The organism is Aeribacillus sp. FSL K6-3256 (genome assembly GCF_037965805.1).
GTDB classification, from domain to species: Bacteria; Bacillota; Bacilli; order Bacillales; family Aeribacillaceae; genus Aeribacillus; species Aeribacillus composti.
Genome location: NZ_CP150188.1, coordinates 1145620 through 1172298 on the forward strand (window position 1 = coordinate 1145620; position 26679 = coordinate 1172298).

Genomic DNA, 26679 nt, shown 5'->3' on the forward strand with positions numbered 1-26679 from the left:
TTGTAAACGATTACGGGGGGATCATCATGAATATCAGCAAACAATCAGTTGAAAAGATTGTTGAGTCTGTTGGAGGAAAAGAGAATATTGTAGCGGCAACACATTGTGTTACCCGGTTAAGATTTGCATTAAAGGATGAGGGAAAAGTAGATAAAGAGGCTTTGGAAAGCATTGATCTCGTCAAAGGCTCCTTTTCGGCAAACGGTCAATTTCAAGTCGTGATTGGACAAGGGCTTGTCGATAAAGTGTACAACGAAATGGTGGAGTTGACGGGGATTGACCGCGCGACAAAGCAAGAGATTAAAGATGCAGCGGAAGCGAAGCTAAACCCGCTTCAGCGTGCGATTAAAACATTAGCTGATATTTTTATTCCGATTTTGCCGGCGATTGTGACAGCAGGTTTGTTGATGGGAATTAATAATATCCTGACAGGCCAAAATATTTTTTATGAAGGCAAATCATTTGTGGAAGTGCATAAAGAGTGGGCCGATCTTGCCAGCATTATTAACTTAATTGCCAATACGGCGTTCGTCTTTCTGCCAGGTTTAATCGGTTGGTCAGCGGTAACGAAATTCGGCGGCAGTCCATTGCTTGGTATTGTGCTAGGCTTAATGCTTGTTCACCCAGATTTGTTAAACGCATGGGGCTGGGGAGCAGCGAAAGAAGAAGGAAACATTCCTGTATGGAATTTGTTCGGATTGGATGTTCAAAAGGTAGGATATCAGGGTCAAGTATTGCCTGTGCTAGTGGCATCGTACGTGCTGGCGAAAACAGAGCTGTTTTGGCGTAAACGAATTCCCGATGCGTTTCAGTTGCTGTTAGTCGCTCCGCTTTCGCTGCTATTTACCGGTTTTTTAGCGTTTATTGCGATCGGACCGATTACATTTGCAATCGGCAACGGGATTACAAGTGTATTTGTTTCAGTGTTTCATAATGTTCCAGCAATTGGCGGGCTTCTATATGGAGCGATATATGCCCCTCTTGTTGTCACGGGGATGCATCATACGTTCTTGCCGGTTGATTTGCAGCTGATCACCAACACTGGCGGAACATTTTTATGGCCGATTCTCGTTCTTTCTAATATCGCTCAAGGTTCGGCGGCGTTAGCCATGATGTTTTTAGCAAAAGATGAAAAACTGAAAGGGCTGTCATTCACATCTGCCGTTTCAGCTTATTTGGGTATCACGGAACCGGCCATGTTTGGAGTGAATTTACGCTACCGTTATCCATTTATTTCAGCGATGATCGGAGCAGCAATTGGCGGAATGTTCATTACGCTCAATAAAGTGATCGCATTTTCTATTGGTGTTGGCGGTCTTCCTGGGTTTTTATCAATCGTTCAGCAAAAATGGGCGCCGTTTTTCATTGGAATGGCGATCGCGATTGTGCTGCCATTTGCCCTAACATTTGTGTTAGGAAAAATTCGCAAAGATCATAATTAATAGAACTGTGTTCTAAATAATAAATATGAATAATCAAAGATTCATACCATTGGTGAATGACCGCCAATGGTATCGTTTTTCCCGATAGTCTCAAAATTATAAACGAGGTGATATTCATTGAAGCAGCCATGGTGGAAAAAAGCCGTTGTTTATCAAATTTATCCGAAAAGCTTTAAAGACACGACGGGAAATGGAATAGGAGATTTGCAAGGGATTATCGAGAAATTAGACTATTTAAAGACATTAGGGATTGACGTCATTTGGCTGACGCCTATTTATGCTTCGCCGCAGCGAGATAACGGCTATGATATTAGTGATTATTTTAGCATTCATCAAGATTATGGAACAATGGAGGATTTCGAGCGTTTGCTTGCTGAAGCCCATCGGCGCGGTATCAAAGTGATAATGGATATGGTCGTAAACCATACCTCGACCGATCATGAGTGGTTTCAGCAGGCACGTTCGTCAAAAGAAAACCGCTACCGCCATTTTTATATTTGGAAGGATGCCAAACCAGACGGCAGCCCTCCAACAAACTGGAAATCCAAATTTGGCGGATCGGCTTGGGAGTATGATGAGCAAACGGGACAATATTATCTGCACTTGTTTGATGTAACTCAGGCCGACTTAAATTGGGAAAATGAAGAGCTGCGCAAAACGATTTATGAAATGATGCATTTTTGGTTTCAAAAGGGAATTGATGGCTTTCGCTTAGATGTCATTAATTTGATTTCGAAAGATCAACGTTTTCTCGATGATGACGAATCCCTGCCATTGGGTGACGGCCGCCGATTTTATACAGACGGTCCGCGCATCCATGAGTTTTTGCAGGAAATGAATAGGGAAGTATTTTCTAAATATGATATTATGACAGTCGGTGAGATGTCATCGACCACCATTGACCATTGCATTCAATATACTAATCCAGCACGGAACGAATTGAATATGACGTTTAACTTCCACCATTTAAAGGTAGACTACCCAAATGGTGAAAAATGGGTGGCAGCTCCATTCGATTTTCTGGCTCTAAAACGAATTTTATCTACTTGGCAAGTGGAGATGAATAAAGGCGGAGGCTGGAATGCGCTCTTCTGGTGCAACCATGACCAGCCGAGAATTGTGTCGCGCTATGGCAATGATGGAGCATATCATAAAGAATCGGCGAAGATGCTGGCAACAGTTATTCATATGATGCAAGGAACACCATATATTTACCAAGGTGAAGAAATTGGCATGACCAACCCGAAGTTTGAGCGAATTGAAGAATACCGTGATGTGGAAACATTAAATATGTATAAAATTTTGCTTGAGCAAGGAAAAACAGAAGCAGAGGTGCTTGAAATTTTAAAATGTAAATCGCGCGATAATTCACGGACACCTATGCAATGGGACGACAGTCCGCATGCCGGATTCACAACTGGGACTCCTTGGATTCATGTCGCGCCGAATTTTAAAGAGATTAATGTGAAAAAAGCATTAGAGGATCCAACATCGATTTTTTACCATTACAAACGTTTGATTGAATTGCGAAAGAACTATGACATTATTACAACAGGAAACTATCAGCTATTGTTAGAGGATCATCCGCAAATTTTTGCTTATGTGCGCAATGGAGATGGTGAAAAGCTTCTAGTAGTGGCCAACTTTTTTGGCGGCCAAACAGAATTTGTTTTGCCGAATGAGCTTGATATAAACGGATATACAAGCCGTATCCTACTTTCCAACTATAATGACTCTTCTGAACATGTACAAGAAATCATGTTGCGTCCATATGAAGCGATTGTGTATCATTTAACAAAATGATACTATACAATTCGGTGATGACTATGAAGGAAAATAAATTTATGGCGATTTACAACGACCTTTTGCTTCATATTCGCAAAGGCATTTTTCAGCCGAACGAAAAGCTGCCTTCTGAAAATGAATTGTCCCAGCGGTATCAAACATCGCGTGAGACGATTCGCAAAGCGCTCAATCTTCTATCAGAGCATGGCTATATTCAAAAAATAAAAGGAAAAGGTTCGATTGTGTTAGATGTAGGAAAATATGATTTTCCTGTCTCTGGACTTGTCAGCTTTAAAGAATTGGCGCAAAAAATGAACAAGCCGGCAAGAACGATCGTACATGAACTGGAATTGATCGAGCCTGATGAATATATTAAAAGACAATTGGAAACCGAAAATAAGGAAAAAGTTTGGAAAGTGATTCGTGCTAGGGAAATAGAAGAAGAGAAAATTATTTTAGACAAGGACTTTCTTTGCCAAAAATTCGTTCCAACATTGACGCGCGGCATTTGTGAAAATTCGATTTATGAATATATCGAAAATGAATTAAAGCTTCGCATTAGCTTTGCGAAAAAAGAAATGTTTGTCGACCGAGTGACAGCTGAGGATCAAAAATATATGGATTTAAACGGCTACGAGCATGTAGTAGTGGTGAAAAATTTTGTCTACTTAGAAGATGCGAGCTTGTTTCAGTATACCGAATCGAGACATCGGCTCGATAAATTTCGGTTTGTTGATTTTGCGCGGCGTACTCATCACCCGGGGATGTCCGATAAGTCCTTAAAATGAAGCCAGTGGAGAAAAACGAGTTGTTTTTCTCCACTCAGCTTGTAGACTTTGTTGGCAAGCTGACCTTGAAAGAGTGTCGAACACTCATTCAAGGTGTTTATAATTACTTATATTGCACGGCTCCTAGAAATCTAAACTGATGTTTTTCATTGATATTTCCATTATATTGAAAGTTATAAAGTAAAAGAACTGAGTTCGCTTCTTGATTTAAACGATCACCGCAAAACTCTATAAATTTTGAATTTTCTCCTCATCATAAGAAAAGCCTTCAATTAGAACACGGCAATCAATCGATGGCTCATCATAGAATTCTATTTCTCTAAAATCTTCATTGTAGTAATCAATGTTAAAGTCTTTTTCAAATTCGGAAGGTAGTAAATCTCCATCTTCTTTAGTGAGAGCGCCACCTTGACAGGGATAGTGGTCGCTGGTTTGAGTTCAGTCGGAATCATCCTCAAAAATCTTGATATGACGCGGTTCTTGCCAGAAGCTAATTGAGGTGGAGTAATCCTCTCGCTATAGTAATCGGTGGTAGCGAAGAAAAAGTTACGAAAAAATTTTTATAAAATGGTGGGAAAACAAGGGTAAGGTTTTTGGCGAAAAAAACGGTAGTAACTGATAATTTTTCAGTGGGTTATATTTGATGAAAATTGTAAAATAGGGCATCTTTTTTATACACATTTTGTGCGTACAAGATAACTCTAAAAATTATCATATAGAACTTGAATAGATTACATGCACAAATTGTATCACTAGCAGCTCGTTCGGCACTACGTCACTAGTAGAAAACCCTCAAAAGAGAATTTATATTCACCTTTTGAGGGTTAATTCAATGATATTTTACTTCAATCCTATTCTTACTTCACCGTCATGAAATATCTCAATAACATATCCTGAAGATGGTGAAAATATCCATGTATCAAAACTTACAGCAGTAACATCATCTATAACTTCAAATACTTTATTTAACTCAGATTGAATTATAGGTAATGTCCTTTCATCCCAAATAACATATATAACGTTGCTGTATTCATCAATGTTTTGGTTCAAAAAGGAGATGATCTCATCAACTGTATTCACTTTAGCATGATAAGTCACTTTCTCCCATTCAATACGCCCCCACTCAGTAAATGGAAAAGAATTCTCAAAATCTCTTAGTACTTGCTCTCTCTCACTATCAGATAAGACGTGTACATTCTCACCTAGTGCTTCAATACACTCATCAAATAAACTCATTCAAATTCCCCCTTATCTATTCAAATGTTTTAATAAAGATTTAAAGGTGCTTTCGTTACCCTCGAATGGAATAACGATTTTTCGAGCATTAGCCCCTTTACCATTGCGAAAATCTTCAATGTTTATATGTGTCCCCTTATTTGGGTCATAATCTAATCTCCATCTTACTTTTCTGTCAGCAGACTGCCTACCAATTACTTTACCATATCCAGCACTTGACTTAAGAGTTCCTATATATGGCTTTGAATTTGGTCCTAAATCTCCAACTAGGTCTAGTGCTTTATTTCTAGCCTGTTCATATGTCTTGACTTTATCTAATACTTGTTCCCTTTTACCAATACCCTATTTAGTAATCTTAAAAGCAATTATAAAAAAATGAAGTGACCCAGTAAAATGGGACAAGGAAAAACACTCCATAGCGATCAAGGGGCGGTCTATACGTCTTATGCTTTTCAACATTTAGCCAAAGAAAAAGGCATTACCACGAGCATGTCCCGCAAAGGAAACTGCCATGATCATGCCGTAATAGAATCGTTTCATTCTCTTCATTAAAGGCTGAAACATTCTATTCACAAGAAAAACAAAATCTCACTAACTCTATTGTTAGGAATTTCAAAACCATTATCCCAGTTGTAATTTGCTGCAAATATATGAAGAAGTATCGAATTATTTATATGTTTTACTTCTTCATTGTCTTCACAATACAGGAGCTCTTTTAACTTTTCTAACTCTTTGTTATTCATAAACCCCCTCCTTTTCACAATCTAAGTTTTATATGTTTATCTTAAACGAAAAATCTCCCGTAATTAAAACCTACAAGGAAATATTGTTTCCTATAGGCATTTATCTTCAATTATTTTTCTAGTTTATTTAGTTGTCTTTCCCAAAGTTCCACAGATACACCTTGGTTCGGATATAGTGGCAAACCTTATTTAGGTAATAGAGACCAATCATATTGTCTCAAAATAAAAAGGGGGTGTCTAATAAGTCGTTTTTACGGCTTATTGACGCCCCCATTAATGTGTTAGAAACGTTGATATATCGGTGTTTATGATTTTTTGTTTTCAATGGCGATTTGATTTCTGGACGGCCCCATAAATGATTCTGTTTTGCAGGTAATCTTGACGGCAGCTTGTTGTCGATTTTTTGGTTTTATAATATGTTTGTTGGCGTATTTTTGTTTAAGATAAAAATAAATTTTTTGCATTCTATTAGACTATGATTTATCCTACTACTACACCTTGACAGGGTGGGGGTTGCTGGTTTGAGACCAGTCGGAATCATCGAGATGAAAAGTCATAAATCCTTGAGATATAGGGCATTGACCTATTTACATGTTCAAAAGTTGAGAGTCGATCGAGTAGTGGAAACAAAAGATTGATTATTGAATCACCCGCCAAAGTGATGGGAAAGTGCTTAAAAGTGATTGAATCCCTAGCCAAAGTGATGGGAAAGATCCCAGAAGTGATTTAAATCCCCAGCAAAAGTGGAGGAATCAATCGATCCTAGAAGTAACCTATCAAATTTGCAGCAATCGGTGAATGACCGATTGCTTTATTATTCGGAGCACAGGATTTTAAATCTCGAATGCTTATTTTGTTACCCCATGCATTAAAAATGGGTTTAATATTATAATAAAAAAAAGAGAACTCATTTTTGAGGTGGACTAGGAATGAATAAAACTATTGCAGATATAGCAAAAATTTCGGGAGTTTCCAAAAGCACTGTATCTCGCTACTTAAATGGTGGATCCGTTAGTGAAGCAACAAAAAGAAAAATTGAACTTGCCATTAAAGAAACAGGATATACACCTAATCCTTTTGCACAAAGTTTAAAGGCTAAGAAAACATATTTTATTGGAACGATTGTTCCGCGATTAGATTCCTATGCAGCATCGCATACTTTAATTGGGATTGATGAACAATTAAAAGAGTTGAATTTTCAATTATTAATATCCAATACGAATCAGCAAATTGAACGTGAAATTGAAACGATTTATAGCCTTGCTAGTCAAAAAGTTGCGGGAATTATTTTACTTGCTACTCAAATTACACAAGTACATTTAGAGGCATTTGAAAAGGTGAACATCCCGATTCTTCTTGTTGGTCAAGAACATCCGGATGTACATAGTCTGATTCATAATGATTTGGAAGCAGGCTATGCAATTGGAAAATATGTATTAGAGAAAGGGCATCGAAAAATTGCTTACTTAGGTGTTACCGAAAAGGATGTGGCAGTTGGAGTAAGAAGAAAGGAAGGATTTAAAAGGGCAATAGCAGAAGCGGAAGGATGTGAGGTTCGTTATTTTGAAACAGGTTTTAATATGTTTGCTGCTCAACAAAGAGTAACAGAAATGCTAGAAGGATTTCAGCCGACTTGCATTGTGTGTGCAACGGATAATATTGCTCTTGGTGCTTTAAGGGCAGCACAATTAAAAGGATTGAGCATTCCAAAGGATGTTTCTATTACGGGTTTTGGAGGATATGATGTGACGGAAATTATTCACCCAGGGCTAACAACAGTAAAACTGTTTTTTAAAGAGGCTGGAAAGATGGCAGCGCAAAACATTGTAAAGCTTGTCAATGAGGAGTCAGTTCCAAAAAGAACATTATCAAAATATGAAATTATTGAACGAGAAAGCGTTGACAGCATCATTCCTAATGACTTATAATCAGACTGGAACCGGTTCCATTTCATAAAGTTAGGAACCGGTTCCTAAATCGCGAAAAATGGAACCGGTTCCACTAAATAAATGGGGGAGGAAGCTATGAAATACGATCAAATCGCAAAAGAAATTTTAGAAGCTCTTGGTGGAAAAGATAATATTTCTGCTGCAGCTCACTGTGCGACACGTTTACGTCTAGTTTTAAATGATGAAAGTAAAATAAATCAAGAAGCGCTTGACAAAATGGACGATGTAAAAGGAACTTTTTCAACGGGTGGACAGTTCCAAATTATTTTAGGGTCAGGTACAGTTAACAAAGTTTATCAAGAATTGACCAAATTAACTGGACTTCAAGAAATGTCTACAAAAGATGTGAAAGATGCTGGAGCGAAAAATTTAAATCCAATTCAACGTTTAGTGAAGCTACTTTCTGATATTTTCGTTCCGATTATTCCTGCCATTGTTGCTGGCGGTCTTTTAATGGGAATTAATAACGTATTAACGGCAAAGGATCTATTTATTGAAGGTAAGTCCCTCATTGATGCATATCCAGAAATAGCGGACTTAGCAGCACTTATTAATACATTTGCCAATGCGGCATTTGTCTTTTTACCAATTTTAATTGGTTTCTCCGCTACACAGCGCTTTGGTGGTAACCCGTACTTAGGAGCTACTTTAGGTATGTTAATGGTTCACCCTGATTTATTAAATGGTTGGGGTTATGGTAGCGCCTTAGCGAACGGTGAAATTCCAGTTTGGAGTATTTTCGGATTTGAAATTGAAAAAGTCGGTTATCAAGGGACCGTATTACCTGTATTAGCATCATCCTTTATTTTAGCGAAAACAGAACAATTCTTACGCAAATATATTCCGTCTGCACTTGATAACTTATTAACGCCATTATTAACGATTTTTATTACAGGCATTTTAACGTTTACAGCAGTAGGACCGATTACTCGTTCTGCAGGTAACTTATTAACAGACGGACTTGTTTGGTTATATGATACTACGGGACTCATTGGTGGTGCGTTATTCGGTTTAGTTTATGCCCCAATCGTTATTACAGGTATGCATCATAGCTTTATTGCAGTTGAAACACAATTGTTAGCAGAATTTGCTAAAACAGGTGGTTCGTTTATTTTCCCTGTTGCGGCTATGTCAAACGTAGCTCAAGGTGCAGCAACATTAGCTGTTTTTATGATTATTAATGATAAGAAAATTAAAGGTATTGCGTCCGCAGCTGGTATTTCGGCTCTTTTAGGAATTACAGAGCCTTCTATGTTTGGTGTAAACTTGAAGCTTCGTTATCCATTTATTGGTGCTATTACAGGTGCAGCTATATCAGCCGCATTTATTACGATCTTTAAAGTAAAAGCTGTTGCGCTTGGAGCAGCTGGTTTACCAGGTATTATTTCAATTCGTCCAGATTCCATAGTTCCATACGTAATTGGAATGGTTATTTCATTCATCGTTGCATTCGTAACAACCATCATTTTAGCGAAACGTGCAGCGAAAAAAGAACAAGCAGCAGAAAAAGCATCTTAATAAATTAAATATTGGGGTCTGATCCTTAAAAAGAGGTCAGGCCCTGTGTTTACATCGTGAAGGAGTTTGAGGTTTAAAGATGGAATGGACGAGAAAACAACGGTATCGCCGAATCGAAGAAGCGACAAAAGAAGAATTGAATGCATTAAAAGAAAAAGTCAACAAAAGCATTTGGCGTCAGAAATTTCATATTCAACCAGTAACGGGACTTTTAAATGATCCAAATGGTTTTTCTTATTTTAACGGAGAATATCACTTGTTTTATCAATGGTTTCCGCTAGGTCCTGTTCATGGATTAAAATATTGGTATCACACAAAATCAAAAGATCTTGTCAATTGGCAAAATGTCGGAATTGGTATTAAGCCGAACGATTATTTTGATTCTCACGGAGCTTATTCAGGTAGTGCTATTTGTCATGACGGTAAGCTCCATTTAATGTATACAGGAAATACAAGAGATGAAAATTGGGTTCGTCATCCATATCAATGCTTAGCGGTAATGAATGAAAATGGACGTATTGAAAAATTACAAGAGCCGGTTATTAAAGAAGTTCCAAAAGGTTATACCGATCATTATCGCGATCCGAAAGTTTGGAAGGAAAATGACACTTTTTATGCTGTTATCGGGGCACAGAGGGAAAACAAAACAGGTTGTATTGTTCTTTATTCATCACCTGATTTAAAAAATTGGACATTTGAAGGTGAGGTTCAAACAAACTTAAAGGAATTTGGATTTATGTGGGAATGTCCCGATTATTTTGAACTAGATGGAAAAGGTGTGCTGATCTTCTCACCACAAGGGTTAGAGCCAAAGGGAGATCAATTTCAAAATATCTATCAATCTGGTTATCTTTTAGGGAACACACTAGATTTAAAGACTAAAGTTTTTGAACACGGTGAGTTTGTTGAGTTAGACCGTGGATTTGACTTTTATGCACCACAAACGACAATTGACCATAAGGGACGTCGCCTTTTAGTCGGGTGGATGGGTCTTCCCGAAATCGAGTATCCAACTGATAAGGATGGGTGGGCTCATTGTTTAACATTACCGAGAGAGTTGACCGTTCAAAATGGAAAGCTTATTCAGTGTCCTGTAAAAGAACTAGAAGCATTGCGACAAGATTCGATAAATGTGAAAGATATTCTCGATGATGAGAAAAAAATGTATGCAGGATTCAATGGGACGACGTATGAACTTATTTGTGAATTTACGAACATGGAAGCAGATGAAGTCGGGATTGAATTCCGGTCATGTAAAGATGAAAAAACGGTCATCTCCTATAACAGAAAGGAACAAAAGGTGACCTTAGACCGTACCCATTCAGGGGAGGTTCCAGCTAAAGAATATGGAACAACAAGAACGTGCAGCGTTGAAGGGGATACGTTAAAGCTTCATCTGTTTGTTGATACGTCTTCTGTCGAAATTTTTATCAATGACGGCGTTGAAGTATTTACGAGCCGAATTTTTCCAAGACCTGAAAGCACAGATATTCGCTTCTTTGCACGAAACGGAAAAGTTACATTAGACACAACGAAATATAACTTATCCACTATAAATTAAAAGGGAGGTGTAGACAATGGGGCGCTTATTTTCAATTGGTGAAGTGTTAATTGATTTTATTCCAATGCAAAAAGGCAAAGCATTAAAGGATGTTCAATCTTTTAAACGTGCACCTGGGGGAGCCCCAGCAAACGTTGCAGCAGCTGTTGCGAGATTTGGAGCAGAATCTGCAATGATCACAAAGCTTGGAATGGATGCCTTTAGTGACTTTTTAATTGAAGAGTTACAAAAAATCGGTGTGAAAACAGATAAAATAAAGCGAACAAATGAAGCGAATACAGGATTAGCATTTGTTTCGCTGCGCGATGATGGTGAACGTGATTTTTCCTTCTATCGCAATCCTTCTGCAGATCTTTTGCTTTCAGAAGATGAAATTGAAGAAAGTTGGTTTGTCAAAGGAGATATTTTACATTTTTGCTCCGTCGATCTAGTCGAAAGCCCAATGAAAAAAGCCCATGAAAAAGCAATTCGACTTGTTAAAGAAAATGGGGGAATCATTAGCTTTGATCCCAACGTTCGCCTTCCACTATGGAACAGTGCAGAGAAATGTCGACAAACGATTTTAGAATTTATTCCGAAAGCACATATCATCAAAATTTCCGATGAAGAATTAGCGTTTATCACAGGAATCACTAATGAAAAAGAGGCGATTGAAAACTTATTCACAGGTGATGTAAAAGCCGTTATTTACACAAAAGGAGCTAATGGAGCCGACCTTTACACGAAGAATGCCAAATATGAATCAACTGGTTTCAAAGTTGAGGTTCAGGATACTACAGGTGCAGGAGATGCCTTTATCGGTGGCTTTTTATATAAACTACTCGAAAAAGAAGTAAACCATGATAACTTAATAGATGTATTAAATGAGCACCATCAAGAAATCCTCACCTTTGCCAATGCAAGCGGTGCGATCACAACAACAGGAAAAGGTGCCATTTCATCCTTACCGACAAAAGAAGAAATCCTTAACTTTATTTCATGTAAATAAATACATATTAAGATTATCAGCATAGACCACGGTCAAGGTCTGTGCTGCTATTTTTTAGTAGGAGTGGAGAAAAGGTCGTGACAGCCCCAGAACTATGAGTTCGCAATGAAAAACTGGCCTACTTCACGGATCTTATAAGAATCAGATTTAATATGTTGGATCCATGAGATCGTGGATAAGAAAAGGGAATCATTAAGGTTATATGAAGGCTTCTACAAATAATGGAGGAAGGTTTATGCAAAGTGTCATTGCCTTTGATGTTAGTATGGGAAAGAGCTATATGGTTATTTATAATTTTGCTCAGATTTGTATTTATGAGGGGGAAATATTACATAATCGCCTACAATTACGAAATCGCATCAGCAACTTCGTAATTGTTTAGGAAAAAAAGCAAAAATCGTGGGGGCTATTTGGCATGCGTAAATTTATTTAGTTAGGGGCTTCTAATAAGTCGATTTTCCAGCTTATAGACGCCCCTTTAATGTTGATATATCAATGCTTATGATGTTTCGTTTTCAGTGGATTTTGACTTTCTGGACAGCCCCCTAAATAAATCCACTGAAACAAATAGATTTACTAAAAACTCTTGACTAATTGTAAGTAGGGGATGTCTCAAAACATGAGACATCCCCTTGCAACGATAAAGTACCTTCATCTTAAAACTGCTTGATGTTTACCATTTCCGCAATCGAATAAAAAATAATATCAACAGCGGTCTTTAGCTCATCATCGGTCATCGCCAAAACAGGGATAAACGTGATGACAGGACCTAATGGTCGGATAATAAGCCCGCGCTTTCTAGCTTCTAAAATAATTTTATGCTCAATCTGCTCCGAGCGCTCGAATATTTCTTTTGTTTTCTTATCCTTGACGATTTCGATGCCAATCATGAGTCCTTTTTGACGAATATCACCGACGATCGGCAGTTCATAAAGCTTTTGCAATTTATCTGCCAACGCATGAGCTTTTCGTTGGACATCCGAAACTAAGTTTCTCTGTTCGATCAACTCAATATTTTTTAACGCAACAGAACAAGATAATTGATTTCCCGTATATGTATGACCATGGAAAAATGTTTTATTTTCATGAACATCTCCTAAAAATGCAGAATAAATTTCTTCTGTTGTCAATGTTGCCGCAAGCGGTAAATATCCTCCTGTGATGCCTTTGGCTAAGCAAACAATATCAGGCTGGACATCTTCTTGTTCGCAGGCAAATAATGTTCCGGTTCTGCCGAATCCAACAGCCACTTCATCGCAAATAAGCAAAATATTGTATTTGCGGCAAAGCTTTTCAATACCTTTTAAAAACCCTTTCGGATGTACAATGATTCCTGCCGCTCCTTGAACGAGCGGTTCGACAATCATACCCGCGACTTCTGAATGATGCTGTTCAAGCGTTTCTTCTAGCTTTGTTAAACAATAATTCACAATTTCCTTTTCATCGCCATATTCGTCCATTCTATATACATATGGGGAAGGTACTTCAATTCGTTCAAACAATAGCGGCCTAAAGATTCGATGGAATAAATCCAAGCCGCCAACACTTACAGCACCAATGGTATCCCCGTGATAAGCTTCTTTTAATGAGATAAATTTGTTTTTATCTTTGTAGCGGACAGGGTCAATGTTTTGCCAGTACTGATATGCCATCTTCAATGCAATTTCAACGGCAGCAGCCCCTGTATCGGAATAAAATACTTTTGATAAATTTCCTCCCCAAATTTCCACTAGTTTTTTTGCTAATAAAATGGAAGGAACATTCGCGGACCCTAAAAGCGTAGAATGAGAGATTTTTTCAATTTGTTCATGAAGCACTTCGTTTAATTCAGGGTCACTGTGTCCGTGAACATTTACCCATAAAGATGCATAACCGTCTAAATATTTTTTTCCTTCGACATCATAAAGGTAGCTTCCCTTTCCTTTTTCAATGATGAGCGGCTTTTCTTCGATATAAGACTTCATTTGGGTAAAAGGATGCCATACATATTGTTTATCAAGTTGTTCTAACTGTTCGTACCTATACTTCAATTTCTAATCCCCCTGACAATACATTCTTAAGTTCTTGCTTGGATATCAATGTGTTGGCTAATTGAGTAAGACTGTCTTTAGACAAAGAGTCCATTGTTGGCAATTTAGCAATGATAGGAAGATTCAACATCTTATGTATAGTCCGTACATTATCAATATGAATCATATTGTATTGGTCAAAATGGTTAAATATAAGCCCAAGGATATCAATGTCGTGCTTTTCGGCATAATTTACAGTTGTGAGTGTATGGTGTATAGCTCCTAATCCAGCCAGAGACACGAGAATTGTTGGCAATTCACATTCTTGAATTAAATCTTTTGTCATATAAAATCCGTTAGAATGTTCAATGAGCGGAACCGCGAGTCCACCTGCTCCTTCTACTAGAACAACATCGTATTGATTTTTTAATTCTAAAATTTTATTTTTTATTTCATTTGGCAGAATCGTAGTATTTGTGATCTCTGAAGCTAAATGAGGGGAAACAGCAGGCTCCATATAATACATCCCCGTAGAGCCTTTTTCTTCTCCAATCACTTCTTCATACCAATATTGATCGGCAAAAGAATCGCTCTCTTCTACTACACCTGTTTGAATGGGTTTAAATATTTTTGTTTTCACTCCCATTTCTTTCAATACCAGAAATAGAATGGAAGTGACAATCGTTTTGCCAATTTCTGTTCCGGTCCCTGTGATAAAAATCGCTTTTCCCATTAAGATGCAACTCCTTGTTTATGAATCAAAAAGTTCGTCCGTGGAAGAATCTGCGCTGCGATGATGGAACATAGGATACATAAGAAAATATCTCCCGGTATAGGAATCACAAAACCAAATAATAATGTTTGAGCAATCGTTAACGACTTATCGAAAATAAATTTCATTGCTGCATATAACCAAAGACAGCCAAGAAGATACACTACAAGAAGGCAGGCGAAATTAGCGAGGAAAATAGAAAATGTTTTTACCAATTGAAATCTCTTAATCAACCAGCCATTGACGTATGCTCCTAACACAAAACCTAGTAAATAACCAAATGTAGGTTTAAAAATGTAACTTGGACCTCCTCCTTCCGCAAAAACAGGCGCACCTGCCAGTCCAATCAAAACGTAAACAAGCTGGCTTAACATTCCGAGTTTCGGACCTAACAAACACCCAGCTAAATAAACAGATACAATTTGCAGCGTAAATGGGACATATGGAATAGGGATTTTAATAAACCCACCGATCGCCGTTAACGCCGCAAAAAGAGCAATTAACACCATCGACTTGATTTTCATGCTTTTCCTCCTAATACAATATTTGTTATTTATTATGCAAGAAGAATGATAGAAATGTCAACTAAAAATTTTATTTGGTTAACATATTAAAGAAGAAGGAGGTTAATGAAGGGAACTTTGCCAACTATAACAGCAATCATCGAAAGACCGATTTTGCCAGTGAAGCATGAAGTTTTTTCGGTCCAGACCCGGATAATTTTGACTATTAATAGATAGATATAAGCGATTCAAAATCAATCGGGAGCTGCAGCACATTCTTTCTTACACGGCGAATTATTCCGCCCGCTGCTTCCGGATTAAAAGAGCACAAGCTTATTATGATATAAACCGAGGAGCAAAGAAAAACGGCATCACTAAAATTGGTACCCGCACTTTCGAAAAACGTTTGGGTGCCATTTTTTTTAGCGCACGAAAGATGTAGCATTTCTACAGGAGATTTCATTCATCTCCTTCAGTCACGTTCAAGATCTGATCGATCAAGCGGCCGATGATTTCAGTTTATAATCAAGAAAGTTCTTGTTCGTGTTTATGAATTACTGTTTCGCAATCTTTTAAACACCATCTCTTTTACAGTGTCCAGTTTGCAAGACGGATAGTTTTCTGGAGAATGATGAGTTCAAGTAAAAACAACAAAGTTCGTCGTTTCAGAAGGGTAAACAAATATTTATGAGCAGTCGGGAAACTCAAGGAGTAATAGTGTTTACAAAAATGTGTAGAAAAATTTGACAAAAGTTTGCTGCATTTTCTTTAATTGTAAATTGCCTTTATTAAACATAGTTTGGTAAGGTCTATTTTTTTTCTCTTTGACAACTGCTAATTGGTATGTTAAAAGATAAACAGGCATATAGAAAATAAGAATCATTCTGTTTTATTAATAACAATGTTAGGAGAATGAACGATGGAAAATGCAGGAAAACAGATTGGGAAAGATGTTGCCGGTACGGCCTTATTTGGCGGGATTTTATTGCTGTTTTTATTCGGGGATCGTCTTATTGATCCGAGTTTCATTCCAAAAGAAGTTTTAAATGTAAGTACGTTGTTTTTAAGCATTATTTTAGAGGCCATTCCATTTATTTTACTTGGTGTATTTGCATCAGCGCTCATTCAAACATTTGTTTCAGAGGATACGCTCAAACGCTTCATTCCGAAGCACCCGATTCTCGCTCTCGTTCCCGCCGCAATTGTTGGCGCATTTTTACCTATTTGCGAATGTGCGATTGTTCCGGTCGTGCGAAGACTTGTTTTAAAGGGAATGCCGCTACATTTAGGCGTCGTTATCATGGTGACGGCACCTATTTTAAATCCGGTTGTGTTTGCCTCTACATATTACGCTTTTCAAACAAACATGGATGTCGTTTATGCCCGAATGGGACTAGCGTTTGTCGCATCGATCGTTATCGGTGCAATCATTTATTTCTTTTTTCGCACTAGCTTACCATTAAAAAAACAGCATCATTTGCATGAACATCATCATCATGCAAAAAATCGCTGGCTTGAAACACTTTTGCACGCCAGTGATGAGTTTTTCGATGTAGGGCGCTATTTAATTGTTGGTGCGCTTGTTGCAAGTGCTTTTCAAGCGGGTTTTGATCGAACGACGCTGCTGGAAATCGGGGGAGATCAGACTGTAGCACCTGCAGTCATGATGGGATTAGCGTACATTCTCTCATTATGTTCTGAAGCGGATGCGTTTGTCGCAGCTTCGTTCGGTTCAACGTTTACGATCGGTTCTCTTGTTGCTTTCCTTGTTTACGGTCCGATGATTGACTTAAAAAATACGTTTATGCTGTTTGCCTATTTTAAACCGAAATTTGTAGCTGTATTCATTTTCGTAGTAACGGTTGTCATTTATGGCAGTATCATTCTTCTGCAATCTTTAAACATTTTATAGGGGAGGGAGACTATGCGTTCTTTTCATATGTTCATTCGAGGAATTATATTAGCAGGATATGCACTATTGCTTTTTAAGCTTTTATTGACTTCTCAATTAGCGAATTATGTATCGCCGAAAATGCTTCCATTTATATATTTTGCGCTATTTGTGCTGCTTATATTAGGAGGAATGCAAATATTGCGGAGCGGCATGAATACGTCGGAGAGTCATTGTCATTGCGATGGAGAACATTATATGCCGAAGACGCCTGCTAGTACGGTGTTTATTTATTCGCTCTTTTTGCTGCCAGTAATGATCGGATTAATGCTGTCCAATCATGTGTTGGACAGTTCTGTCGCTTCGAAACGAGGCGTTCAATTCGGTGCACAGCCATTAGCGGAGAGTACCAATTCGCAGGTTCAAACGGAAGAGAAAGATTTAGTAGAGGAATATTTGCGTGATCCAGAAGGTTATATGAAAAAGGTAGACGAGCGAGTAAATGAGATTTTGCAAGAGGACAATTCGGCTGTTCAAAGTACAGAAAAGGAAAATGAGCAGTTGAAAAACGATTTAATCGGAACGGATAAAATTGTTGTGACAGATGAAAAATATATTTCTACCATTAATATGATTAGCGAAAATGTCGAACAATTAATTGGAAAAAAAGTCGAAATTACGGGCTTTGTTTTTCGCGAACGAGATTTTCGTTCGAACCAACTCGTTGTGGCTCGTTTTGGTGTTACATGTTGTATCGCCGATGCGAGTGTTTACGGCATGCTGGTGGAGGGAGAAAATGTTGCGAAGCTGAAGGATGACACTTGGATTAAAGTTACAGGTACCATTCATAAAACAACGTATCATCAATCAACCATTCCAGTCATTGAACAACCCGCTATAGAAATGATCGAGGTACCAGACCAACCGTACGTTTATGAAGAATACTAACTGACTAAAGGGTTCGATGTCTGGCATGTTCCGAAGTTTGTTGAAGAATGGTAGGCTAAAAAAAGAAAGCCTTTTGTTCCCATGTCTCTGTCAAGTAGATAGTAAAAAAGAGTATATTAAGTGCACATCTCCCTGTTAAGAAGACTGTGAAAAAAGAGTGTAATAAGCTGCGGTCTTTTCTCGGAATTCAACCGGGGAAAGGCCGTTAAATTTTTCTTAAAACCATTCGTGATTAACTCATCAATCGCTATATATGCTTGTCCTAATGGTTTTGAATGTAACTTCTCCGTTTTCACATCTCTACTAATCGCGCTCCTTCAGCTGTTATGAGTTCAACTTTTCATGCGCCGTTATACATTTCATCAGCACAAAATACTTCAGCAGAAGCAACAATACAAAAATTTCGCAGCTCAAATGGTCAAAAAGGGAACTAAGTTTAAGTTCAAGTAAAGCATAAAGATTTACAATATTCAATTTGATGCGGAAGAGGTTTATACTTAGAAGAGAGTGGAGGAAGCAGAAAAATTTCGTGAGCCGCTATTTTTTTCTTCAAGGGGACTGCAAAAAAAGTTAAAAATAATGAGGATCACCAATCTTTTTTAAACCGCAGAAATGTTGTCAAGCTCTCATGGAAGAGGAGAAGTTTTACATAATTTGTGCTGTCGCGAGGCGAGATGAATTGGTTCCCCTTTATCATGTTTATGTTCAATTATAAAAAGTAAATCTAATTGATCTAGAGGGTGACATATGAGAAAAACGATAATACTTCCGTGGACAGAAGAGTGGGAAAAATCGTATAAGAAAGAAGCGAAAATACTTAAAGCTATTTTTAAAGATGAAATCGTTGATATATTCCATATAGGAAGCACGTCTATTCCGACAATCGGCTACGCAAAACCAATTATCGATATTTTGATTGTTGTTAAAGATATTGAAAAGGTTGATTTATACAATGAAAAAATGAAGGAATTGGGATATGAACCGAGAGGGGAAAATGGGATATCTGGTAGAAGATACTTCCCAAAAGGACAAGATAACCGAACACACCATGTACATATTTATCAAATTGGCCACGAAAATATTGAAAAACATTTGCTTTTTAAAGAATACATGATAAAAAATCCAGATGAAGCTAAAAAATATGGTGAATTAAAAATGAAATTAGCAAAACAGTTTCCAGATCATACTCATCAATATCAAAAGGGGAAAGAATCGTTTGTCAATGAGATGGTTGAAAAATCTCTCAAATGGGCATCAAAAAATAATAAATAAAGAAAAAGAAACTCGGTCAAGCAATTGTTGTCCAGGAAAAAAACAAAATATACTTATTATGAAATTATTTTGTTGGCCAAAATTTTGGAGAAGACTAAAACAAATTGGTTGCAAACCCTTAAGCTATTTCTTTCTTGCAGGATTCCCCATTACTATTTTATACTATTTATGTATTATATTGTATATGTTCAGAATAAATTTGATCTCACCAACAAAAAAGTTCTTTATGAAAATCAACTCCAATTTTTATTTATAAAAAAACATAAGGAAATAAAGAGCTCAATTTTGCTTACGCCCGCTCTTATTTCCTCAGCCTATTAGACATTGGTGAAATATTTTTGACTCACCAGCTTGATTTTTTGACGCCTGGAATTTGTCCTTTGTAGGCTAACCCACGGAATGCAATGTGCGACAGCTTAAATTTACGGAGATAACCTCTTGGCCTTCCGGTAATTTCACAACGATTTTTTAGACGGATAGGAGGGGGAGCTTTTGAAGAGCTTCATAGTCCCCTTTCTCCTTTAGCTCTCGTCTTAGCTCAGCATATTTAACAACGAATTCTTGTCTTTTTCTTTCTTTCGCTATTTTTGATTTTTTAGCCAATGTTCGTCCTTCCTGTCATATCATTTATTATTGAAAATTCCTCATTATTGCGTGACATCATCGTCTTGAAAAATTCGGCTTTCTGTCGCTCCTTTTTGAAATAGATATTTTCCGCTGTATGGTTTTGCTTCTTGATCAACTTTAGAAATGATAATCTGACAAATTCTTCTTCCTATCGTTAATTCAATCGGTAGGCGATTCGCGTTAAACAGTTCCAACGTGATTTGTCCTTTAAATCCCGGGTCAACCCAACCGGCATTTTGAATAAATAGCCCTAAGCGGCCGATCGAGCTTCTTCCTTCTACAAAAGCAGTAAGATTTTCCGGCAGCTCGATGGTTTCTATAGTAGTAGCAAGCAAGAAAGAGAAGGGGGGAATGACAATTTTCTCGTTTTCAGCCACTACTTCTTTATATTTCGCTTTCGCCTCTAATGATAGATGAGCATTGGTGTGCTCATCCATCACAAGAAAATGATTTCCAAGGCGCAAATCTACTGAAGCAGGTTGAATTTGCTCTTTTGTTAAGGGATCAATGACCAATTCTTTATGTTGTATTTTCTCAAGAATAGTTTTTCCAGATAAAATCATTCCTTCTTTCCTTCCTCCAGTTACACTTTTTGTAAATTCCAAGGGAATGGATCTGGAAGAGTAGACCAGTCTTGATCAAACTCAGCGTCGGTTAGTAAACATTTATCCAATTCCTTTATAATTTCTTCAGGGCGTAAATCTATTCCAATAAATACTAATTCTGTTTGCCGATCTCCGAACTGATCATCCCACTCGTCCAGCAAATGAGGGTTTTCCTTTAAAATTTGCTGCTGCTCTTCTTTCGGTAAAGAAGCGACCCAATAAGAGATCGGTTCAATACTAACAGAAGGTCCTGCCTGTGACATCAAAAGGGCAAGGTTATTTCTAGTTGCGCACCATGCAATTCCCTTTGCCCTTACAATATTTTCGGGCATGGAGTGAAGCCAATTGTAAAAGCGCTCGGAATGGAAAGGCAAACGTCTTGAATAAACAAAGGAAGAAATTCCATATTCTTCAGTTTCCGGTGTATGCTGATCATGCCCTTGCTCTAACTCCTTGATCCATCCTGCTGAAGAGCTTGCTTCCTCAAAATTGAATAGTCCAGTGTTTAAAATCTCTCGAGGATCAATCTCACCTTTGACAGTACGAATAAGTTTCGCTTTTGGCTGCAATGTTTTTAATACCTTTTCCAGCTTTGCCAATTCTTCTTCAGACACCAAGTCACACTTATTCAAGATGAGCACATCACAAAATTCAATTTGGTCAATAAGAAGGTCTGCGATTTCACGAGTATCGTCTTCACTTAACGCTTGCTTTCTATCTAATAGCCGATCACCTGACTGGTAATCCTTCCAGAATCGATTGGCATCTACAACCGTCACCATCGTATCCAATCGACAAAAGCGCGTCAGATCGATTCCTAGTTCTTCATCAATATATGAAAAAGTCTGAGCAACTGGGATTGGCTCACTAATTCCAGTCGATTCAATAATGATATAATCGATATTTCCTTGTTTAGCGAGCCTTTCTACTTCAATTAATAGATCTTCCCTTAATGTACAGCAAATACATCCGTTTGACATTTCGACTAGCTTCTCCTCAGTTCTTGAAAGCTCTCCGCCTTGTTTGACTAATTCAGCATCAATATTGACCTCGCTCATATCGTTCACAATAACGGCTACCTTGAGCCCTTGGCGATTTTGTAAAATATGATTCAGAATGGTAGTTTTCCCTGCTCCTAAGTAGCCGCTTAAAACGGTCACAGGTATTTTTTTATCCATTGTCATCTTCCTTTCAACAATTAAAGTTTTTCTTTGACCTCAGATTGGTTCGAGATAATTGAAAACCAATTTATATAAATCGTAATCATTACGATTTATATAATATTTAAACATATTTTTTTCGTAAATGCAAAATAAACTGTGGGAGTATTGATTTAGAATGCCGCAAGCCGAATATTAAACGATATACATAAAAGCAGAACGGTTGGTGCAATCCATCCATAGCTGCCAAAAAGTACTTCAGAGAAAGGTCTTCTACAAAACAATCGTACAATACACATCATGAACAATTTCTGGAAGCTTGAAATCAATGTGCACAATGCTTTTATAAATGGAAAAAAGATTATCCATTCACAAATTCCGTTTTAGATGGTATAGTTTTTACTATTTTCAAGGAGTGGAAAAGAGATGAACCCTTTTATTCTAATCGTAGGAGCGGGTCTGTCGGGATTGGAATGGGGATATTATTAAAACGATTAGGAATTAAAAATTGCGGAATTTTAGAGCGTGACCGTATTGGGTCATCGTTTATGCAATGGCCGAAGGAGATGAGATTTATTACGCCATCGTTCACAGGATAAGGATTTGGTGCATTAGATTTAAACGCTGTTTCGCTGTCTGTTTTTGATTATAAAAAATTTGTTTAATCACCCAAAAAATTGCTGGAGAAATGGTTGTTTTTTTGTTTAAGTGTATATATCAAATTGAGGATGAACCAAGTATAATTTGATTAAAATTTTCTGAATAAAAAGAAAATAAAGTATTATTACCTGATAAACATCAATGAATATTCGTAAAAAATGATAGCGTTTTCAATTATTTAATTAATCTCATGTGAGGGGGAATGAAATTGATTAAAGCATCTAATGGTGAAGAAATTTTTATTATTGATGCACACATTGCCTTATGGGATGGAAGCAAGGAGAATCAATTGAATATCCACGGAGAACAATTTATTAGTTGTTTTTATGATTATCACAAAAATCTAAGTCCGAAAGAATATTTGTGGCCGAAAGATGAGTTTGTAAAGTATTCTCCAGAAAAACTTGTGAATGACGTGTTTATGGAAGGATATGTGGATATGGCGATTTTTCAGCCAGTTTTTCTAAAAGAGTTTTATAAAAATGGCTTTGGTAATTTTGATGCAAATGAGGAGCTTTCAAAAAAGTACCCTAATCGTTTTATTTGCAATGGAACATTCGATCCTCGGCATGGCGAACGAGGCTTAGAAAAATTAGAAGAAAACAAAGAAAAATACAACTGGCAAGGGGTCAAGTTATATACAGCTGATTGGTATGGTAATTCAAAGGGCTATAAACTATCTGATGATTGGTCAAAAAGATATCTTGAAAAATGTCAAGAACTGGGGATAAGAAACATACACATTCATAAGGGGCCGACGATCACTCCTTTAAATCGGGATGCATTTGACGTAGCAGATGTTGATGATGCAGCAAGCTGTTTCCCTGAACTGAACTTTATTGTCGAACATGTAGGGCTTCCAAGATTAGAAGATTTTTGCTGGATTGCTACACAAGAGAAAAATGTCTATGCAGGTTTGGCAGTTGCCATTGCTTTAATTCATGATCGACCTCGTTATTTTGCTCACATTATAAGTGAATTGTTGTATTGGCTTGATGAAGACCGAATCATTTTTGGAAGTGACTATGCTATATGGGAACCGAAATGGATCATTGAAAAGTTTCTTGAATTTGAGCTTCCAGAGGATATACAAGAAGAGACTGGAGTTACATTTGATTTGGAAGTGAAGAAAAAGATTTTAGCAGGAAATGCAGCGAGATTATATAACATTGATATCGAAAAACAAAAAGAAAAATTAAAAAATTGTCAATTATCCAAACGGATAGCGTGACGAATAGAGAATAGTTGATAAAAAGACTTAAAAGGGAGGTGAAAGGGAGGTAATGGATAAAGAAAAGCAAGTATATAGCATGCTTGAAAAAGTGTATGATCCTGAACTGGATCAGCCGTTAACAGAGTTGGGATTTATCGATCAAGTCATCGTTAAAGATAATCATGTTAAAGTAGTCTTTCGCCTTCCAACTTATTGGTGCTCTCCTAACTTTGCCTACATCATGGCTGAAGATATAAGGAAATATGTATCTGAGATTGAATGGGTAAAAACGGTTCAAGTTCATTTACTCGATCATTGTGCATCCGATGAAATTAATCACGGAGCATCAGCAGGAAAATCGTTTCGCGAAGTCTTCCATAATGTATCTGACGGAGATCTTGAAGAATTGCGCAAAACTTTTGATATAAAAGCCTACTATGCAAGGCAAGAGAAACTGATGAAATATCTACTAAAAATAGGAATGTCAAAGGAAGAAATTACGTCTTTATCTCTACAAGAACTGAATGAACTGTCCCTGCCCGAAGAAGGGAGGCTGTTAAGAGAAAAATATTTGGAGAAGAAAAAAGTATTCCATCACTCAAGTACATTTGCCATAACAACTCCAGAAGGGAAACCATTGACTGAAGAAGAGTTTTCAGATTACTTGAAAGGCGCCAAGCTGACAAGGTTGAGCATGGAGTTTAATGCGCATTATTGCCGGGGATTGTTGGAGGCACGATATAATTTGTCTGCTGCTTATGAAGGCAGTTTGGCAAAATGATTCATAATTTTTACAGCGTACAAATAATTTCATAATAAAAGGAAAGGTGATGTAAGATGAGTAAAAATGTTCTTATTATTACTGGCGATGCTGCTGAAGCATTAGAAGTGTTTTATCCTTATTATCGTTGTATTGAAGAAAATATTAATTGTACAATTGCCTCACCTGTTAAAAAGAAGCTCCAGACGGTTGTCCATGATTTCCTTCCTGAAATGGAGACTTTTACAGAAAAATGGGCATATAAAATCGAATCTCATGCATCAGTAGATGAGATTAATCCTGCCGACTATGATGGATTAATTATCCCAGGAGGGCGTGCGCCTGAATATATTCGTATGAATCCAAAGGTTCAGGAAATTGCTGCTCACTTTTTAAAAGAAAATAAACCTCTTGGGGTGATCTGTCATGGACAATTAGTCTTAACAACTGTAAGAGAATATATCAAAGGAAGAGAGATGACAGCTTACACTGCTTGTAGACCAGAAGTGGAAGCAGCAGGCGCTACTTATGTGGAAAAAATGCTTCATGTGGATGGGAACATTGTATCGGGCCACGCTTGGCCGGATTTACCGGGATTCATGAGAGAATTCTTTAAATTGTTGAATGTAAGAGAAAAGTCTGCTGTTTAAAACTTAAAAGGGCTGATGTATTTGAAAATGCAACCCGAATATCGGATACTTGAAAAAAGTTCGATATTCGGGATTTTTTGTTTCATCAGGAAAAATACGTTTATCATCGAATCCAAGATGTAAGCGGAGGAAATCCAATGAGGATGATTTTGAGTGACGTTCAAATGAGACAGTTAGAGAAAATCATTGGAATGTCAAACATGTGTCCAGACGTTCTCCACATTTAGAGCAGTTCTTAATTACTTGTCTAAAAGGAAATTGCCCATTGAAAGACACTATGGAATTAATGCTTGGTGTATGGCAGCAATCCCAAAGTTTTCCTGCCGGTCGTCTCCCCGAACAACATTTGCCGATTGTCTTTTTTCATTCACTCCCGTTTCGATCAAATTATACGGACTTAACGGTTTAAAGAATTTAATAACAGTAACGATATATAAAATATGACAATTCCTTCTGTTGTTTTAGGGTTAATTCCTGTCAGCTCTTCGATTTTATTTAAACGGTAGTGCAGTGTATTAATATGGATATTCATTTCCTCTGCCGTTCTTTTGATCGATTGATTATTGTTCATATAGTGTTGTAACGTTTCGATTAGAATTTGATCTTTTTCCATCATATGAATGGTTCGCTTCAAAAAATCCTTTTGCATCTCTGATGGAATATCTTCCAAGATGATTTCTAATATAAGATCCTCATAAAATACAATGCTTTTATTTTTTCGTGCTACCTTTAATGCTTTTTGTGCTTCTTTAAAAGATTTATTGATCATGTGTTTGCAAGCTGTTTTTCCTATGCCAATAGCTAAAGTGCTTTTGTATCTGTTTTCGAATCTTTTTTTTAAATCGTTTAACTGACTGTAAAAATAATTTTGTTTATAAGAAGCATCCATCTTTTTTAATACTAAAAAGCGCTCTTGCCCCCATCGAACAATAAAATGTTTTTCTTTCCCGAAGATAGAATAAAACAATTCTATGATTTCTTTTTGAATTCGATGAATATCGTAATTATTTAATGTGTGTATCTCCAATTCCATGAGTGTGCAAACATGAGTGTCATACACAGGAATGCCTAACATAAACCCGCGCTCTAAAAAATCTTTATCCACAGACGAAGCATTGATCCATTCATAAAGATACGATTCTATTCCTCTTATTTCCCATTCGTTTCTTTCAGTATAATATGCTTCTTGTATAATGAGCTCTGTCATTCTTCTAATTAAGTCCGCATAAGGCTCCACTTGTTTCGGTTCGCCAGTTATTCCGATCACTCCAATTACCTTCTTATGAAACATAATGGGCATATTGATTCCTGCTTTGACTCCTTTCAGCACTTGTGCTTTGATTTGATCAATGTAAAGCTTTTGTTTGGACTTAATAACAATCGTAGCTCCTTCATGAAAAGAGCCGATCCGACTCTCATCAGTGGAGGATATGATGATCCCATTAATATCAACTAATATGATATCCTCTTTGACTACGTCCTGAACCTCTGAAATAATTTTAGCAGCCAGCTTTGGGGATAATTGCAACTCGTATCACCACCCTTTTGGTTAAAAAGACAATAAAATAGGCATTTTTGGTATGTTAATTATATCATCAT

General features: G+C 37.2%; 23 protein-coding genes and 4 pseudogenes. 16 read left to right on the forward strand and 11 right to left on the reverse strand.

Features of this window, described 5'->3' with window-relative positions:
• The first annotated feature begins 26 nt into the window (after positions 1-26).
• The 3 genes from treP (at position 27) to treR (ending at position 4015) form a co-directional block, all read left to right on the forward strand.
• Complete coding sequence (treP, locus tag NSQ84_RS05640; protein ID WP_063386460.1) at positions 27-1442, forward strand: PTS system trehalose-specific EIIBC component; 1416 nt, start codon at positions 27-29, stop codon at positions 1440-1442.
• Between the two features lie 117 nt (positions 1443-1559).
• Positions 1560-3245 carry an alpha,alpha-phosphotrehalase gene (treC, locus tag NSQ84_RS05645; protein ID WP_066249864.1) on the forward strand — a complete coding sequence of 562 codons (1686 nt, stop codon included), beginning with the start codon at positions 1560-1562 and terminating at the stop codon, positions 3243-3245.
• A gap of 23 nt (positions 3246-3268) precedes the next feature.
• Positions 3269-4015 (forward strand): trehalose operon repressor, encoded by a 747-nt coding sequence (gene treR / locus NSQ84_RS05650; RefSeq protein WP_063386458.1) that lies wholly within the window; start codon positions 3269-3271, stop codon positions 4013-4015.
• Between the two features lie 228 nt (positions 4016-4243).
• On the opposite strand, the gene NSQ84_RS05655 is transcribed toward treR, so the two are convergent.
• From NSQ84_RS05655 to NSQ84_RS05665, 3 genes and pseudogenes are all read right to left on the reverse strand, one after another.
• Complete coding sequence (locus NSQ84_RS05655) at positions 4244-4360, reverse strand: immunity 22 family protein (RefSeq protein ID WP_261308774.1); 117 nt, start codon at positions 4358-4360, stop codon at positions 4244-4246.
• A gap of 495 nt (positions 4361-4855) precedes the next feature.
• The gene (locus NSQ84_RS05660; protein ID WP_066249867.1) at positions 4856-5251 is read right to left on the reverse strand and encodes a hypothetical protein; all 396 of its coding nucleotides are present in this window, start codon (positions 5249-5251) and stop codon (positions 4856-4858) included.
• 12 nt (positions 5252-5263) lie between these two features.
• Positions 5264-5593, reverse strand: a pseudogene (locus NSQ84_RS05665) (transposase); the annotation flags it as partial.
• A 69-nt stretch (positions 5594-5662) separates the two neighbouring features.
• Here NSQ84_RS05665 and NSQ84_RS05670 point away from each other — a divergent pair.
• A pseudogene (locus NSQ84_RS05670) lies at positions 5663-5820 on the forward strand (IS3 family transposase); the annotation flags it as partial.
• Here the strand turns inward: NSQ84_RS05670 and NSQ84_RS05675 are convergent.
• Positions 5821-5994, reverse strand: a complete 174-nt coding sequence (locus NSQ84_RS05675; RefSeq protein ID WP_165381986.1) for a DUF4274 domain-containing protein — start codon at positions 5992-5994, stop codon at positions 5821-5823. It lies immediately after the preceding pseudogene.
• A gap of 929 nt (positions 5995-6923) precedes the next feature.
• On the opposite strand from NSQ84_RS05675, the gene NSQ84_RS05680 reads away from it, so the two are divergent.
• The 5 genes and pseudogenes from NSQ84_RS05680 to NSQ84_RS05700 form a co-directional block, all read left to right on the forward strand.
• A complete protein-coding gene (locus NSQ84_RS05680) occupies positions 6924-7922 on the forward strand; it encodes a LacI family DNA-binding transcriptional regulator (RefSeq protein WP_066249868.1) in 999 nt (332 codons plus the stop codon).
• 96 nt (positions 7923-8018) lie between these two features.
• Positions 8019-9461: a sucrose-specific PTS transporter subunit IIBC gene (locus NSQ84_RS05685; protein WP_327859070.1), complete on the forward strand. Its 1443-nt coding sequence runs from the start codon at positions 8019-8021 to the stop codon at positions 9459-9461.
• Between the two features lie 79 nt (positions 9462-9540).
• A complete protein-coding gene (locus NSQ84_RS05690; RefSeq protein ID WP_327859069.1) occupies positions 9541-11022 on the forward strand; it encodes a sucrose-6-phosphate hydrolase in 1482 nt (493 codons plus the stop codon).
• Positions 11023-11038: 16 nt separating this feature from the next.
• Entirely contained in the window at positions 11039-12010 is a 972-nt protein-coding gene (locus NSQ84_RS05695; RefSeq protein ID WP_327859068.1) for a carbohydrate kinase, read from the forward strand.
• A gap of 235 nt (positions 12011-12245) precedes the next feature.
• A pseudogene (locus tag NSQ84_RS05700) lies at positions 12246-12350 on the forward strand (IS110 family transposase); the annotation flags it as partial.
• Positions 12351-12666: 316 nt separating this feature from the next.
• On the opposite strand, the gene bioA reads toward NSQ84_RS05700, so the two are convergent.
• Genes bioA through NSQ84_RS05715 form a run of 3 tightly spaced genes read right to left on the reverse strand, consistent with a single transcriptional unit; the run spans position 12667 to position 15315 of the window.
• Positions 12667-14040 carry an adenosylmethionine--8-amino-7-oxononanoate transaminase gene (gene bioA, locus NSQ84_RS05705; protein WP_327859067.1) on the reverse strand — a complete coding sequence of 458 codons (1374 nt, stop codon included), beginning with the start codon at positions 14038-14040 and terminating at the stop codon, positions 12667-12669.
• Positions 14030-14752, reverse strand: a complete 723-nt coding sequence (gene bioD / locus NSQ84_RS05710) for a dethiobiotin synthase (protein WP_327859066.1) — start codon at positions 14750-14752, stop codon at positions 14030-14032. The genes bioA and bioD overlap by 11 nt, the downstream gene beginning before the upstream one ends.
• Positions 14752-15315 (reverse strand): biotin transporter BioY, encoded by a 564-nt coding sequence (locus NSQ84_RS05715; RefSeq protein WP_063386449.1) that lies wholly within the window; start codon positions 15313-15315, stop codon positions 14752-14754. Before NSQ84_RS05715 ends, bioD begins: the two co-directional genes overlap by 1 nt.
• 898 nt (positions 15316-16213) lie before the next feature.
• Here NSQ84_RS05715 and NSQ84_RS05720 point away from each other — a divergent pair.
• The 3 genes from NSQ84_RS05720 (at position 16214) to NSQ84_RS05730 (ending at position 19405) form a co-directional block, all read left to right on the forward strand.
• Positions 16214-17206: a permease gene (locus NSQ84_RS05720; RefSeq protein ID WP_327859065.1), complete on the forward strand. Its 993-nt coding sequence runs from the start codon at positions 16214-16216 to the stop codon at positions 17204-17206.
• A gap of 12 nt (positions 17207-17218) precedes the next feature.
• A complete protein-coding gene (locus NSQ84_RS05725) occupies positions 17219-18133 on the forward strand; it encodes a TIGR03943 family protein (protein WP_242513805.1) in 915 nt (304 codons plus the stop codon).
• A gap of 747 nt (positions 18134-18880) precedes the next feature.
• A complete protein-coding gene (locus NSQ84_RS05730; protein ID WP_339212351.1) occupies positions 18881-19405 on the forward strand; it encodes a GrpB family protein in 525 nt (174 codons plus the stop codon).
• A gap of 343 nt (positions 19406-19748) precedes the next feature.
• Here NSQ84_RS05730 and rpsN read toward each other — a convergent pair.
• The 3 genes and pseudogenes from rpsN to NSQ84_RS05745 form a co-directional block, all read right to left on the reverse strand.
• Positions 19749-20008, reverse strand: a pseudogene (rpsN, locus tag NSQ84_RS05735) (30S ribosomal protein S14).
• A 44-nt stretch (positions 20009-20052) separates the two neighbouring features.
• A complete protein-coding gene (gene dcd, locus NSQ84_RS05740) occupies positions 20053-20595 on the reverse strand; it encodes a dCTP deaminase (protein WP_066249898.1) in 543 nt (180 codons plus the stop codon).
• A gap of 20 nt (positions 20596-20615) precedes the next feature.
• Positions 20616-21815: a GTP-binding protein gene (locus tag NSQ84_RS05745; RefSeq protein ID WP_066249901.1), complete on the reverse strand. Its 1200-nt coding sequence runs from the start codon at positions 21813-21815 to the stop codon at positions 20616-20618.
• 455 nt (positions 21816-22270) lie between these two features.
• Between NSQ84_RS05745 and NSQ84_RS05750 the strand changes: the two genes are divergently transcribed.
• The 4 genes from NSQ84_RS05750 to NSQ84_RS05765 all read left to right on the forward strand — a co-directional run bounded on the left by NSQ84_RS05750 (position 22271) and on the right by NSQ84_RS05765 (position 25080).
• The gene (locus tag NSQ84_RS05750) at positions 22271-22396 is read left to right on the forward strand and encodes an NAD(P)-binding domain-containing protein (protein ID WP_082829538.1); all 126 of its coding nucleotides are present in this window, start codon (positions 22271-22273) and stop codon (positions 22394-22396) included.
• Positions 22397-22659: 263 nt separating this feature from the next.
• On the forward strand, positions 22660-23688 hold the full coding sequence (locus NSQ84_RS05755; RefSeq protein WP_327859064.1) for an amidohydrolase family protein: 1029 nt from the start codon (positions 22660-22662) through the stop codon (positions 23686-23688).
• Positions 23689-23740: 52 nt separating this feature from the next.
• Complete coding sequence (locus NSQ84_RS05760) at positions 23741-24451, forward strand: iron-sulfur cluster assembly protein (protein ID WP_063386440.1); 711 nt, start codon at positions 23741-23743, stop codon at positions 24449-24451.
• 56 nt (positions 24452-24507) lie between these two features.
• Entirely contained in the window at positions 24508-25080 is a 573-nt protein-coding gene (locus NSQ84_RS05765) for a DJ-1/PfpI family protein (protein ID WP_063386439.1), read from the forward strand.
• Between the two features lie 397 nt (positions 25081-25477).
• Here NSQ84_RS05765 and NSQ84_RS05770 read toward each other — a convergent pair whose 3' ends face one another.
• On the reverse strand, positions 25478-26608 hold the full coding sequence (locus NSQ84_RS05770; RefSeq protein WP_327859062.1) for a sugar diacid recognition domain-containing protein: 1131 nt from the start codon (positions 26606-26608) through the stop codon (positions 25478-25480).
• Positions 26609-26679 lie beyond the last annotated feature (71 nt).